Genomic DNA, 12280 nt, shown 5'->3' with positions numbered 1-12280 from the left:
AAACTATGCGGCAACCAAAGCCGCGATACGAAAAATAGAAACGCCAGAAGGCGTTGAAAGGAGTCAGAAATGGGAATCAAAACCTATAACCCATATACACCTTCCAGAAGAAATATGACAGGTTCTGATTTCTCCGAGATCACAAAGACAACTCCGGAGAAGTCCTTAGTAGTTTCTTTAAAGAAGAACGCTGGTCGTAACAACCAGGGTAAGATCACCGTTAGACATCAGGGCGGTGGAAACAGACAGAAATATAGAATGGTTGACTTCAAGAGAAATTCCAAAGACGGAATTCAGGCAACTGTAATCGGTATCGAGTACGATCCGAACAGAAGCGCTAACATCGCTTTAATCTGCTACGCAGATGGTGAGAAGTCCTACATCCTTGCACCGCAGGGCCTTACAAACGGCATGAAGGTTATGAGCGGCGAGCACGCAGAGGCTAAGGTCGGCAACTGCTTACCGTTATCCTTAATTCCGGTTGGTGCACAGGTTCACAATATCGAGCTTTTCCCGGGCAAGGGCGGCCAGATGGTTCGTTCTGCAGGAAACGCTGCACAGTTAATGGCTAAAGAAGGAAAATACGCTACACTTCGTTTACCGTCCGGCGAGATGAGAATGGTTCCGATCGAGTGCCGCGCAACAATCGGTGTTGTAGGCAACGGCGACCATAACCTTGTTAAGATTGGTAAAGCAGGTAGAAAACGTCACATGGGTATCCGCCCGACAGTCCGTGGTTCCGTTATGAACCCGAATGACCATCCGCATGGTGGTGGTGAAGGTAAGACTGGTATCGGCCGTCCGGGTCCGTGCACACCGTGGGGCAAGCCTGCTCTTGGTCTTAAGACTAGAAAGAAAAACAAACAGTCTAACAAGTTAATCGTAAGAAGAAGAAATGGTAAGGCGATTTCATAATCGATAGGAGGTAAAACGATGGCTCGTTCACTTAAAAAAGGACCATTTGCAGACGCTAGCTTACTGAAGAAGGTAGACGCTATGAACGAGGCAGGACAGAAACAGGTTATCAAGACCTGGTCCCGCCGTTCTACAATCTTCCCGCAGATGGTTGGTCATACAATCGCTGTACATGACGGCAGAAAGCATGTACCGGTATACGTAACAGAAGATATGGTTGGTCACAAACTTGGTGAGTTCGTTGCTACAAGAACTTACAGAGGCCACGGCAAAGACGAGAAAAAGTCCGGACGTAAATAATAGATACGCTTTGAAAGGAGGTTCCAGTAATGGCTAAGGGACATAGAAGTCAGATTAAGAGAGAGAGAAATGCCCAGAAGGATACAAGACCGTCTGCAAAGCTGTCTTACGCAAGAGTATCCGTTCAGAAGGCTTGTTTCGTATTAGATGCCATCAGAGGCAAAGATGTTCAGACAGCACTTGGTATTGTAACTTACAATCCTAGATATGCTTCCAGCTTAATCGAGAAATTATTAAAATCTGCAATCGCAAACGCTGAGAACAACAACGGAATGAACGCAGAGAACCTGTATGTGGAGGAGTGCTACGCATCTCAGGGACCGATTATGAAGAGAGTAAAACCGAGAGCACAGGGTAGAGCTTACAGAATCGAAAAGAGAATGAGCCACATCACTATCGTGCTGAACGAGAAATAATAGGAGGCAGTTATGGGACAGAAAGTTAATCCACACGGCATGAGAGTCGGCGTTATCAAAGACTGGGATTCCAGATGGTACGCTGAAGCTGATTTCGCTGACAACCTCATCGAGGATCACAAAATCAGAACTTACCTGAAGAAGAGATTATACAGCGCCGGCGTTTCCAAGATCGAAATCGAGCGCGCATCTGATAGAGTAAAAATTATCGTTTTCACAGCAAAACCGGGCGTAGTTATCGGTAAGGGCGGATCTGAGATCGAGAAGGTCAAAGCTGAAGTTCAGAAGATGACTGCTAAGAAGGTATTTGTAGACATCAAGGAAGTTAAGAGACCGGACCGTGAAGCTCAGCTCGTTGCAGAGTCCATCGCTCAGCAGCTTGAGAACCGTGTTTCCTTCCGTCGTGCTATGAAGTCCACAATGTCCAGATCCATGAAGGCTGGCGTTCTTGGTATCAAGACAGCAGTTGGCGGACGTCTTGGCGGCGCTGATATCGCACGTACAGAGTTCTACAGCGAGGGAACAATCCCGCTTCAGACATTAAGAGCAGATATTGACTATGGTTTCGCAGAGGCAGATACAACTTACGGCAAACTTGGCGTTAAAGTTTGGATCTACAAAGGCGAGGTTCTTCCGACTAAGGGAAATAAGGAAGGGAGCGATAAATAATGTTAATGCCGAAAAGAGTAAAGCGCCGCAAACAGTTCCGTGGAACTATGGCCGGTAAAGCTTTAAGAGGAAATACAATCTCCAACGGTGAGTATGGCCTTGTTGCCCTTGAGCCGTGCTGGATCAAATCTAATCAGATCGAGGCAGCCCGTGTTGCCATGACTCGTTATATCAAACGTGGTGGTAAAGTTTGGATCAAGATCTTCCCGGACAAACCGGTAACAGCTAAACCGGCTGAGACTCGTATGGGTTCCGGTAAGGGCGCTCTTGAGTACTGGGTAGCAGTAGTTAAACCGGGCCGTGTTATGTTCGAAATCGCTGGCGTTCCGGAGGAGACAGCAAAGGAAGCTCTTCGTCTTGCTATGCACAAACTCCCGTGTAAGTGTAAAATTGCTTCCAAGGCAGATTTAGAAGGCGGTGATAACAGTGAAAACTAATAAGTATGTAGAAGAATTAAAAGCGAAAACCGCTGCAGAGTTAAATGAAGAATTAGTTGCAGCAAAGAAGGAGCTCTTCAACCTGAGATTCCAGAACGCAACCAACCAGTTAGATAACACAAGCAGAATCAAAGAGGTTCGCAAGAACATCGCAAGAATTCAGACTGTTATCACAGAGAAGGCAAGAGTTGCTAACTAATCCCGTATCGGTGAAGAACCCCCAAGGCATACTTGCGGGTTGAACAGCTGTCGTTATGACACACGCCGATGCGTGTAACAAATCGATTTTGAAAGGAGATTATCCGTCGTGGAAAGAAATCTTAGAAAAACACGTACTGGTAAGGTAGTTAGCAACAAGATGGACAAGACAATCGTCGTTGCTATCGAGAACCACGTAAAACATCCGTTAATCGGAAAGATCGTTAAAAAGACATATAAATTAAAAGCTCATGATGAGAAAAATGAGTGCAATATCGGCGATACAGTTAAAGTGATGGAGACAAGACCGTTATCCAAGGATAAGAGATGGAGACTTGTTGAAATCGTCGAGAAAGCAAGATAATTGATTCGAGGAAGGAGTAACAGGCATGATTCAGCAGGAATCCAGATTAAAGGTTGCCGATAATACAGGTGCAAGAGAACTGCTTTGTATCCGCGTTATGGGCGGTTCTACAAGAAGATATGCTAACATCGGTGATGTAATCGTAGCCTCCGTTAAAGAAGCAACACCAGGCGGCGTTGTAAAGAAGGGCGATGTAGTCAAAGCCGTTGTAGTTCGTTCTGTAAAAGGCGCACGTCGTAAAGACGGTTCTTATATTAAATTTGATGAGAACGCAGCAGTTATCATCAAAGATGACAAGACTCCAAAAGGAACCCGTATTTTTGGGCCGGTTGCAAGAGAGCTTCGTGAGAAACAGTTCATGAAGATCGTATCTCTGGCTCCGGAAGTATTATAAGGAGGTGCCAGATAATGCATAAAATCAAAAAAGATGATATGGTAAAGATCATCGCAGGTAAAGATAAAGATAAAACCGGTAAGGTTCTGAGTGTAGACAGCAAGAAGAACGAAGTTGTTGTTGAAGGCTGCAACATGGTAACAAAGCATACCAAACCGAGCCAGACAAACCAGAATGGCGGAATCGTTCATCAGGAAGCTCCGATCGACATCTCCAACGTAATGCTGTTCGTTGACGGAAAAGCTACAAGAGTTGGCTTTGAAGTTAAAGACGGTAAGAAAGTCCGCGTTGCTAAGGCAACCGGTAAAGTAATTGACTAATAGCAGAGAGGAGGAAACACAAGTTGGCTAGATTAAAAGAAATGTACCAGAACGAGATCGTTGAAGCAATGATCAAGAAATTTGGTTATAAGAATATCATGGAAGTGCCGAAGCTCGACAAGATCGTTATCAACATGGGCGTAGGCGAAGCAAAAGACAACGCGAAAGTCCTTGACTCTGCAGTTCGTGACCTTGAGATCATCTCCGGTCAGAAGGCAGTTCTTACAAAGGCTAAGAAGTCTGTCGCAAACTTCAAACTCAGAGAGGGCATGGCTATTGGATGCAAAGTTACTCTTCGCGGCGAGAAGATGTACGAGTTCGCTGATCGTCTGATCAACCTCGCTCTTCCGCGTGTACGTGACTTCCGCGGCGTAAACGCTAACGCGTTCGACGGCAGAGGTAACTACGCACTCGGCATCAAGGAACAGTTAATTTTCCCGGAAATTGAATATGATAAAGTTGACAAGGTTAGAGGTATGGACATCATCTTCGTTACTACCGCTAAGACTGACGAGGAAGCTCGTGAACTTTTAACATTATTCAACATGCCGTTTGCAAAGTAATTAGGAGGAGTAACCATGGCAAAGACTTCAATGAAGATTAAACAGCAGCGTCCGGCAAAGTTCTCCACAAGAGAATACAACCGCTGCAGAATCTGTGGTCGTCCACATGCATATCTGAGAAAATATGGCATTTGCCGTATCTGCTTCCGTGAGCTCGCTTACAAGGGCGAGATCCCGGGCGTAAAGAAGGCAAGCTGGTAGGATTTAGCTGCTTAAAAGGCGTCAGAAGTCAGGTGGGAAACGGCGAGTTCCCCCGCCTGACCGTGCAGTGAAGCGCCTGGCAAGCTGACTGGTCCCGTTCTTCGACCACAGGGAAAAGAACTTCCCTATTCATCGTAACAACGCCTATACGGAAAACTTGTTTTCCCCAGGCCGAACAACATTCCTGTGCAGCGCGAATGATTCGCGAACCACAGTGATAAACCAACAACCCATTAGGAGGAAATATAATCATGACTATGAGCGATCCGATTGCAGATATGCTTACAAGAATTCGTAACGCAAACACTGCTAAACACGATACAGTAGATGTTCCGGCTTCCAAGATGAAATTAGCTATCGCTGATATCCTTGTAAGAGAAGGCTACATCAAGAAATATGACATCGTTGAGGACGGTGCATTCCAGACAATCCGCATCTCCTTAAAGTATGGCGCAGACAAGAACGAGAAGATCATCTCCGGTATCAAGAAGATCTCCAAGCCGGGCTTACGTGTATACGCTGGCAAGGAAGATATGCCGAAGGTACTTGGCGGACTTGGTATCGCTATCGTATCCACAAACCAGGGAATCATCACTGACAAGCAGGCTAGACAGCTTGGTGTCGGCGGAGAAGTTCTTGCGTTCGTTTGGTAATTATTGATGTTATCGCACCCCGCCTGCAAAGCCGGATTTAAGATCTGGAAGGGCGGAGTTTGCGTGCGTCTGGAGATAACTTCAGACTATATATAACATAGAAACTGAAAACAGAGAGTGTTAAAGCACTTTCCGAGAATCTAAGTAGGAGGTAAAAGGCATGTCACGTATTGGTAGAATGCCGGTAGCGATTCCAGCAGGCGTAACTGTAACAATCGCAGAGAACAACAATGTGACCGTTAAAGGTCCGAAGGGAACACTGGTAAGAGATTTACCGGTAGAGATGGAAATCAAAGAAGAAGATGGACACATCGTCGTAACAAGACCGAACGATTTAAAGAAGATGAAATCTTTACACGGTCTTACAAGAACGCTAATCCATAACATGATCCAGGGTGTTACTGAAGGCTACGAGAAGAAGCTTGAGGTAAACGGTGTTGGTTACAGAGCTCAGAAGCAGGGCAAGAAGCTCACACTTTCCCTTGGTTACTCCCATCCGGTAGAGATGGAAGATCCGGAAGGTATCGAGACTGTTCTTGATGGACAGAACATCATCATCGTTAAGGGCATCAGCAAAGAGAAAGTCGGCCAGTATGCAGCTGAAATCAGAGAGAAGAGAAGACCGGAGCCGTATAAGGGCAAAGGTATCAAGTACGCTGATGAGGTTATCAGACGCAAAGTTGGTAAGACTGGTAAGAAATAATTTAAGGAGAGTGTAAAAATGGTTAGCAAGCAGTCAAGAAGCGAAATCCGCAGAAAAAAACACTATAGATTACGCAATCGCTTTGCTGGTACAGCAGAGAGACCGCGTTTAGCAGTGTTCAGAAGCAATAATCATATGTATGCTCAGATCATCGACGATTCCGTTGGACATACTTTAGTATCTGCTTCTACTCTTGAGAAAGAGATCAAAGCAGAGTTAGAGAACACAGATACCGTTGATGCAGCTGCATATATCGGAACCGTAGTAGCAAAGAGAGCAATCGAGAAAGGCATCAAAGAGGTCGTTTTCGATAGAGGCGGTTTCATTTATCAGGGTAAGATTCAGGCATTAGCAGATGCAGCCCGCGAGGCTGGTCTCGTATTCTAATAGAGAGGAGAAAACAGCATGAAGCGTACAATCATTGACGCAAGTCAGTTAGAGTTAAATGACAAAGTTGTTGCCATTAAGCGCGTATCCAAGACTGTTAAAGGTGGACGTACCATGAGATTTTCCGCTCTGGTAGTAGTAGGAGACGGCAATGGTCACGTAGGCGCAGGCCTTGGTAAAGCAGGTGAGGTTCCGGAAGCTATCCGTAAGGGTAAAGAGGCTGCTATGAAGAACCTTGTAGAGATCCCGATGGATGAGAACAATAGTATCCCGCATGACTTCCTTGGAGAGTTCGGAAGTGCTTCCGTACTTCTTAAGAGAGCTCCGGAAGGTACTGGTATCATCGCTGGTGGTCCGGTTCGTTCCGTAGTAGAGCTTGCAGGCATCAAGAACATCCGTACAAAGTCTTTAGGTTCCAACAACAAGACAAACGTAGTTCTCGCAACAATCGAGGGTCTTACAAAATTAAAGACTCCGGAAGAGGTTGCTAAGAACCGCGGCAAATCTGTTGAAGACGTTGTTTGCTAATAGGAGGATAATAAAATGGCAGAGAAGTTAAAAATCACATTAGTAAAATCCCCTATCGGCGCTGTTCCGAAGCAGAGAGCAACAATCGAGGCACTTGGTTTAAAGAAGATGCACAAGACTGTTGAGATGCCGGATAATGGTGCAGTTAGAGGCATGATCCAGAATGTCAGACATCTGGTAAAAGTTGAAGAGATCTAATAGATATAAGTAAGGAGGTGCAGTGATGAACTTATCTAATTTACATCCTGCTGAAGGATCTAAACACAGTGATAGTTTCAGAAGAGGTCGTGGACACGCTTCTGGAAATGGTAAGACAGCTGGTAAGGGACATAAGGGCCAGAAGGCACGTTCCGGCGCACCGAGACCTGGTTTCGAGGGCGGCCAGATGCCGTTATACAGACGTCTTCCGAAGAGAGGATTTACAAACATCAACTCCAAGGAGATCGTTGGAATTAATGTAAGCGCATTAGAGAGATTTGAGAATGACTCCGTAGTATCCGTTGAGACATTACTGGAGACAGGTGTGATCAAAAACCCGCAGGACGGCGTTAAGATTCTTGGTAACGGAGAGTTAACAAAGAAACTTGTCGTTAAAGCCAATGCTTTCAGTGAAGGCGCAAAAGCTAAAATTGAGGCAGTAGGTGGAACCTGCGAGGTGATCTAATATGCTAAAATCCTTACAGAAGGCATTTAAGGTGAAAGAAGTCCGCGACAGACTTCTTTACACCTTCATGATGCTTGTAGTCATCCGAATCGGCTGTTGTCTTCCGATTCCGGGCGTTGATCCCAGCTATCTGCATGATTTCTTTTCCAATCTCCAGTCATCTGGAATGGGATTTTTCAATGCGATCACAGGAGGATCTTTCTCCTCCATGTCGATCTTTGCGCTGAGCATCACCCCGTATATCACATCGTCCATCATCATGCAGTTGCTTACCATTGCAATTCCGAAACTTGAGGAAATGCAGAAGGATGGTGAGGACGGAAGAAAGAAGATCGCAGAGTACACCAGATATCTTACCGTTGGCCTGGCTCTTTTCGAGTCCTGTGCAATGGCAGTCGGCCTTGGCGGTAAAGGACTTCTTCTCGAAGATCACCGCAATGTCTGGGGATACCTCACGGTTGTAGCAGCTATGACCGCAGGTTCCGCTCTTCTGATGTGGATTGGCGAGAGGATTACAGACAATGGAGTCGGAAACGGTATTTCCATCGTACTTCTGATCAATATCGTATCTGGTACTCCACAGGATATGATGACATTATATGAGCGATTTATGGCAGGCAAATCAGTTGCAGTTGCAACAGTAGCATGCATTATTGTACTGGCGATCATCATTGCGATCTTTGTCTTCGTTATCATCTTAAATGATGCGGAGCGCAGAATTCCGGTACAGTACAGCAAGAAGATGCAGGGCCGCAGAATGATCGGCGGACAGTCTACCTACATTCCGTTGAAGGTAAACACCGCAAACGTTATTCCGGTCATCTTTGCTTCTTCCATCATGTCCATGCCGGTCATGATCGCTCAGTTCTTCCACGTAGATTATTCAACAATCGGTGGAAAGATCCTGTTAGCGCTGAGCTCATCCAACTGGTTTAAACCGGAAGCTCCGGCTTACTCCATTGGTTTGCTCGTATATATCGTATTAGTCGTACTGTTCGCGTATTTCTATACGTCCATTACGTTTAACCCGCTGGAAGTTGCTAATAATATGAAGAAATCCGGCGGCTTTATCCCGGGCATCCGCCCAGGTAAGCCAACTTCGGACTACCTTAACAATATCTTAAACTATATTGTATTTATTGGAGCCTGCGGTCTGGTGATCGTGTGCATTATCCCGATCATCGCATCCGGTCTCTTCTCCGTTGGTAATCTTTCCTTCGGCGGCACATCCCTGATCATTATTGCAGGTGTTATCCTCGAGACGATCAAGGCTGTGGAGTCTTTAATGCTTGTAAGAAATTACAAGGGATTCTTAAATGACTGATTTGACAGAGAAATAGCAGCAGCTGCGTGCTGAAAATCGGAGCGGGCGGAAAGATGCTTTTCGCCCGCTTTTTCGGTTTTTTAGGACGAGTGGAGGAAATAACAATTATGAAGATCATTATGTTGGGCGCGCCGGGTGCCGGAAAAGGAACCCAGGCACAGAGAATCGCGGAAAAGTACGGAATCCCGCACATTTCTACCGGAGATATCTTCCGGGCTAATATCAAGAACGGAACAGAACTTGGAAAGAAAGCGAAAGCATTCATGGACCAGGGACTTCTTGTTCCGGATGAACTGACTGTTGACCTTGTTATGGACAGGATCAGCCAGCCGGACTGCAAAGAGGGATACATCCTCGATGGATTCCCACGTACGATCCCGCAGGCAGAGGCTCTCACAGAGGCTCTTGCGAAAAAGGGAGAGGCGATCGATTTCGCGATCGATGTCGACGTACCGGATGAGAAGATCGTTACCCGTATGGCAGGCCGCCGTGCATGCGTAAAGTGCGGAATGACCTATCACATCGTATATGCTGCTCCGAAGAAGGAAGGCATCTGCGATAAGTGCGGCGCTGAACTCATTTTAAGAGATGATGATAAGCCGGAGACTGTTACAAAACGTCTTTCTGTTTATCATGAGCAGACGCGCCCGCTCATCAGCTTCTATGCGGATAAGCACGTCCTCTACACCGTAGACGGAACGCAGAATATGGAACAGGTATTTGAGGCTATCACAAAGATTTTAGGAGCTTAAAAGAATGGCAGTAACAATTAAATCGCCGAGAGAGATCGAACTGATGCGAAAAGCCGGAGAAATTCTGGCGCAGGTACACGAGGAGCTGCATGCAGCCGTTCATCCGGGAATGTCCACGATGGACATCGACAAGCTGGGAGAGCGCCTGATCCGCAGCCATGGGTGCATTCCGTCCTTTAAGAATTATAATGGATATCCGGCATCCATCTGCGTGTCCGTAAACGATGAGATCGTACATGGTATCCCGAATAAGCACCGCATTTTAAAGGAAGGCGATATCGTCAGCCTTGACGCGGGAACGATCTATAAAGGATACCATTCCGACGCAGCCCGCACCTGGGCAGTAGGAAACGTCTCCCCGGAAGCACAGAAACTGATGGATGTGACAAAACAGTGCTTTTACGAAGGTATTAAATTTGCAAAAGCAGGCAATCATCTGAATGACATCTCCACGGCAATCCAGGCATATGCCGAGAAATTCGGCTATGGCGTTGTCCGCGAGCTGGTTGGACATGGAATTGGTACCCACCTTCATGAAGATCCGGAGGTCCCGAACTTCGCAACGAAGAGAAAGGGGATCCTTCTGCAGCCGGGCATGACACTGGCGATCGAGCCGATGATCAATGCAGGTACACCGGATGTAATCTGGATGGACGATGACTGGACCGTTGTTACAGCAGATCATGCCCTGTCCGCTCACTATGAGAATACGATCCTCATCACCGAGGGCGAGCCGGAGATCCTCTCCCTGCGTCCGGGCCTTGAATAGGAGGCCCCGCATGGAGATGACCCCGGGATTCCTGGCGAGATCACTTGCCGGAAATGACAAGGATAAAATCTATGTCATAACGGAGGACCTTGGAACATACGTTTCTCTGCTTGCAGAGAACGGCCGGGTCCTCCGGAAAAATAAAAAACATGTCCAGATCATTAAGAAAGCAAACAGGAGGTAAATTTTATGTCTAAGGCTGACGTAATCGAGATCGAAGGCGTTGTTGTAGAGAAACTGCCGAATGCCATGTTCCAGGTTGAACTTGAAAATGGCCACAAGGTTTTAGCAACCATCAGCGGAAAACTGCGTATGAACTACATCCGTATTCTTCCGGGAGACAAGGTAACATTAGAGATGTCCCCATACGATTTATCCAAGGGACGTATCATTTGGAGAGATAAATAGTATCTTTGAGGACGGGCAGAAAAAAGTTGAAGAAAACCAGCAAAAATGCTTGATTTTCCTGTAAGGAAGTGTTATAATGCTCAAGCGAACTTTGTTGGAACGCTTGTATTATGCCCATTTTCAGGTGCTTTTTATACAGGTATAGCAACCCGTAATGCCGTTTCCAGATGGCACGGAATCGGTGTGTTTCCGGCAGTAAGGGAAGCGGACTACGAAGGAAAGGAGAATTACTGTGAAAGTAAGATCATCAGTAAAACCGATTTGCGAGAAGTGCAAGGTTATTAAGAGAAAAGGCAGTATCAGAATTATCTGTGAAAATCCTAAGCACAAACAGAGACAGGGCTGATGCCGCATATTTGCCTGTATTTTTTCGCGCGGCTTTGACATGAAACGCGAGAGTGCGTTGTCGTGTCGGCAATAACTATTTCTACAATATTTAAATGGAGGTACCACTCATGGCTCGTATTTCAGGTGTTGATTTACCAAGGGAAAAACGTGTCGAAATCGGCTTAACTTATATCTACGGTATCGGTAGAGCAAGTGCAGACCGTATTCTTGCTGCGGCTGGTGTAAATCCTGACACTCGTGTAAAGGATTTAACCGATGACGAAGTAAAGAACATTGCAGCAGTAATCGCTGAGACTCAGACTGTTGAAGGTGACTTACGTCGTGAGATCGCTTTAAACATCAAGAGACTTCAGGAGATCGGATGCTACAGAGGTATTCGTCACAGAAAGAGTCTTCCTTGCCGTGGTCAGAAGACCAAGACAAACGCAAGAACATGCAAGGGTCCGAGAAAGACTGTTGCAAACAAGAAGAAATAATAATCAGTAACAAATGTTATGAATCACGTTGCATGTTTTAAAGACAGGAAACAGGGTTCAGTAAATGAGAAAGTAGGTTAGTTTAAAATGGCTAAAAAAGTGTCCACTGCTAAAAAAGTGACAAAAAAGCGTGTAAAGAAAAACGTTGAACGCGGACAGGCGCACATCCAGTCATCTTTTAACAACACAATCGTGACATTAACAGATGCACAGGGTAATGCCTTATCTTGGGCAAGTGCAGGCGGTTTGGGATTTAGAGGTTCAAGGAAATCTACTCCATATGCAGCACAGATGGCTGCAGAAACTGCAACTAAGGCAGCTCTTGTACATGGTTTAAAATCCGTAGACGTTATGGTTAAAGGACCGGGATCAGGCCGTGAGGCTGCTATCCGTGCCCTTCAGGCATGTGGTCTTGAAGTAACAAGCATTAAGGACGTAACACCGGTTCCGCACAACGGATGCCGTCCGCCAAAGCGTAGAAGAGTCTAATT

The 12280-nt window shown here is 46.0% G+C and carries 25 protein-coding genes; all 25 read left to right on the top strand.

What is annotated here, in order from left to right:
• The first annotated feature begins 69 nt into the window (after positions 1-69).
• The 25 genes from rplB to rpsK all read left to right on the top strand — a co-directional run bounded on the left by rplB (position 70) and on the right by rpsK (position 12278).
• The gene (gene rplB / locus ACI3EW_RS13430) at positions 70-915 is read left to right on the top strand and encodes a 50S ribosomal protein L2 (RefSeq protein WP_117470154.1); all 846 of its coding nucleotides are present in this window, start codon (positions 70-72) and stop codon (positions 913-915) included.
• Between the two features lie 18 nt (positions 916-933).
• Positions 934-1215, top strand: a complete 282-nt coding sequence (gene rpsS / locus ACI3EW_RS13425) for a 30S ribosomal protein S19 (RefSeq protein WP_015553840.1) — start codon at positions 934-936, stop codon at positions 1213-1215.
• A 29-nt stretch (positions 1216-1244) separates the two neighbouring features.
• Positions 1245-1631: a 50S ribosomal protein L22 gene (gene rplV / locus ACI3EW_RS13420; protein ID WP_015553839.1), complete on the top strand. Its 387-nt coding sequence runs from the start codon at positions 1245-1247 to the stop codon at positions 1629-1631.
• 12 nt (positions 1632-1643) lie between these two features.
• Complete coding sequence (gene rpsC / locus ACI3EW_RS13415) at positions 1644-2300, top strand: 30S ribosomal protein S3 (protein WP_015553838.1); 657 nt, start codon at positions 1644-1646, stop codon at positions 2298-2300.
• Positions 2300-2737 (top strand): 50S ribosomal protein L16, encoded by a 438-nt coding sequence (rplP, locus tag ACI3EW_RS13410; RefSeq protein ID WP_015553837.1) that lies wholly within the window; start codon positions 2300-2302, stop codon positions 2735-2737. Before rpsC ends, rplP begins: the two co-directional genes overlap by 1 nt.
• Entirely contained in the window at positions 2727-2936 is a 210-nt protein-coding gene (gene rpmC / locus ACI3EW_RS13405; RefSeq protein ID WP_021905521.1) for a 50S ribosomal protein L29, read from the top strand. Before rplP ends, rpmC begins: the two co-directional genes overlap by 11 nt.
• Before the next feature lie 81 nt (positions 2937-3017).
• Positions 3018-3299 (top strand): 30S ribosomal protein S17, encoded by a 282-nt coding sequence (gene rpsQ / locus ACI3EW_RS13400; RefSeq protein ID WP_330579573.1) that lies wholly within the window; start codon positions 3018-3020, stop codon positions 3297-3299.
• A 25-nt stretch (positions 3300-3324) separates the two neighbouring features.
• The gene (rplN, locus tag ACI3EW_RS13395; protein WP_118532547.1) at positions 3325-3693 is read left to right on the top strand and encodes a 50S ribosomal protein L14; all 369 of its coding nucleotides are present in this window, start codon (positions 3325-3327) and stop codon (positions 3691-3693) included.
• Positions 3694-3707: 14 nt separating this feature from the next.
• Complete coding sequence (gene rplX, locus ACI3EW_RS13390) at positions 3708-4013, top strand: 50S ribosomal protein L24 (RefSeq protein ID WP_118532549.1); 306 nt, start codon at positions 3708-3710, stop codon at positions 4011-4013.
• A gap of 23 nt (positions 4014-4036) precedes the next feature.
• Positions 4037-4576 carry a 50S ribosomal protein L5 gene (gene rplE / locus ACI3EW_RS13385; protein ID WP_118532551.1) on the top strand — a complete coding sequence of 180 codons (540 nt, stop codon included), beginning with the start codon at positions 4037-4039 and terminating at the stop codon, positions 4574-4576.
• Between the two features lie 15 nt (positions 4577-4591).
• On the top strand, positions 4592-4777 hold the full coding sequence (locus ACI3EW_RS13380) for a type Z 30S ribosomal protein S14 (RefSeq protein ID WP_008396318.1): 186 nt from the start codon (positions 4592-4594) through the stop codon (positions 4775-4777).
• A gap of 251 nt (positions 4778-5028) precedes the next feature.
• A complete protein-coding gene (rpsH, locus tag ACI3EW_RS13375) occupies positions 5029-5430 on the top strand; it encodes a 30S ribosomal protein S8 (RefSeq protein ID WP_015553834.1) in 402 nt (133 codons plus the stop codon).
• A 160-nt stretch (positions 5431-5590) separates the two neighbouring features.
• Positions 5591-6133, top strand: coding sequence for a 50S ribosomal protein L6 (gene rplF / locus ACI3EW_RS13370; RefSeq protein ID WP_015553833.1), 543 nt, complete (start codon positions 5591-5593; stop codon positions 6131-6133).
• An 18-nt stretch (positions 6134-6151) separates the two neighbouring features.
• Positions 6152-6520 (top strand): 50S ribosomal protein L18, encoded by a 369-nt coding sequence (rplR, locus tag ACI3EW_RS13365; RefSeq protein ID WP_015553832.1) that lies wholly within the window; start codon positions 6152-6154, stop codon positions 6518-6520.
• Between the two features lie 18 nt (positions 6521-6538).
• Entirely contained in the window at positions 6539-7048 is a 510-nt protein-coding gene (rpsE, locus tag ACI3EW_RS13360; protein WP_118321375.1) for a 30S ribosomal protein S5, read from the top strand.
• 15 nt (positions 7049-7063) lie between these two features.
• Positions 7064-7246: a 50S ribosomal protein L30 gene (gene rpmD, locus ACI3EW_RS13355; RefSeq protein ID WP_015553830.1), complete on the top strand. Its 183-nt coding sequence runs from the start codon at positions 7064-7066 to the stop codon at positions 7244-7246.
• Between the two features lie 25 nt (positions 7247-7271).
• Complete coding sequence (gene rplO, locus ACI3EW_RS13350) at positions 7272-7712, top strand: 50S ribosomal protein L15 (protein WP_118298693.1); 441 nt, start codon at positions 7272-7274, stop codon at positions 7710-7712.
• A gap of 1 nt (position 7713) precedes the next feature.
• Positions 7714-9036: a preprotein translocase subunit SecY gene (gene secY, locus ACI3EW_RS13345; protein ID WP_485663095.1), complete on the top strand. Its 1323-nt coding sequence runs from the start codon at positions 7714-7716 to the stop codon at positions 9034-9036.
• Between the two features lie 107 nt (positions 9037-9143).
• Positions 9144-9788: an adenylate kinase gene (locus tag ACI3EW_RS13340; RefSeq protein WP_118532555.1), complete on the top strand. Its 645-nt coding sequence runs from the start codon at positions 9144-9146 to the stop codon at positions 9786-9788.
• 4 nt (positions 9789-9792) lie between these two features.
• Positions 9793-10557: a type I methionyl aminopeptidase gene (gene map, locus ACI3EW_RS13335; RefSeq protein ID WP_118532557.1), complete on the top strand. Its 765-nt coding sequence runs from the start codon at positions 9793-9795 to the stop codon at positions 10555-10557.
• 10 nt (positions 10558-10567) lie between these two features.
• Positions 10568-10741, top strand: a complete 174-nt coding sequence (locus tag ACI3EW_RS13330; protein ID WP_182426560.1) for a KOW domain-containing RNA-binding protein — start codon at positions 10568-10570, stop codon at positions 10739-10741.
• 5 nt (positions 10742-10746) lie between these two features.
• Positions 10747-10965: a translation initiation factor IF-1 gene (infA, locus tag ACI3EW_RS13325; protein ID WP_015553825.1), complete on the top strand. Its 219-nt coding sequence runs from the start codon at positions 10747-10749 to the stop codon at positions 10963-10965.
• 232 nt (positions 10966-11197) lie between these two features.
• The gene (gene rpmJ / locus ACI3EW_RS13320; protein ID WP_003022746.1) at positions 11198-11311 is read left to right on the top strand and encodes a 50S ribosomal protein L36; all 114 of its coding nucleotides are present in this window, start codon (positions 11198-11200) and stop codon (positions 11309-11311) included.
• A gap of 109 nt (positions 11312-11420) precedes the next feature.
• Positions 11421-11789, top strand: coding sequence for a 30S ribosomal protein S13 (gene rpsM / locus ACI3EW_RS13315; protein ID WP_015553824.1), 369 nt, complete (start codon positions 11421-11423; stop codon positions 11787-11789).
• 87 nt (positions 11790-11876) lie between these two features.
• Positions 11877-12278, top strand: a complete 402-nt coding sequence (gene rpsK, locus ACI3EW_RS13310) for a 30S ribosomal protein S11 (RefSeq protein WP_015553823.1) — start codon at positions 11877-11879, stop codon at positions 12276-12278.
• The last annotated feature ends 2 nt before the right edge of the window (positions 12279-12280 follow it).

The organism is Pilosibacter rotomagensis, assembly GCF_045062245.2.
Classification (GTDB): domain Bacteria; phylum Bacillota; class Clostridia; order Lachnospirales; family Lachnospiraceae; genus Pilosibacter.
This window is presented reverse-complemented; position numbering and strand designations above follow the sequence as displayed.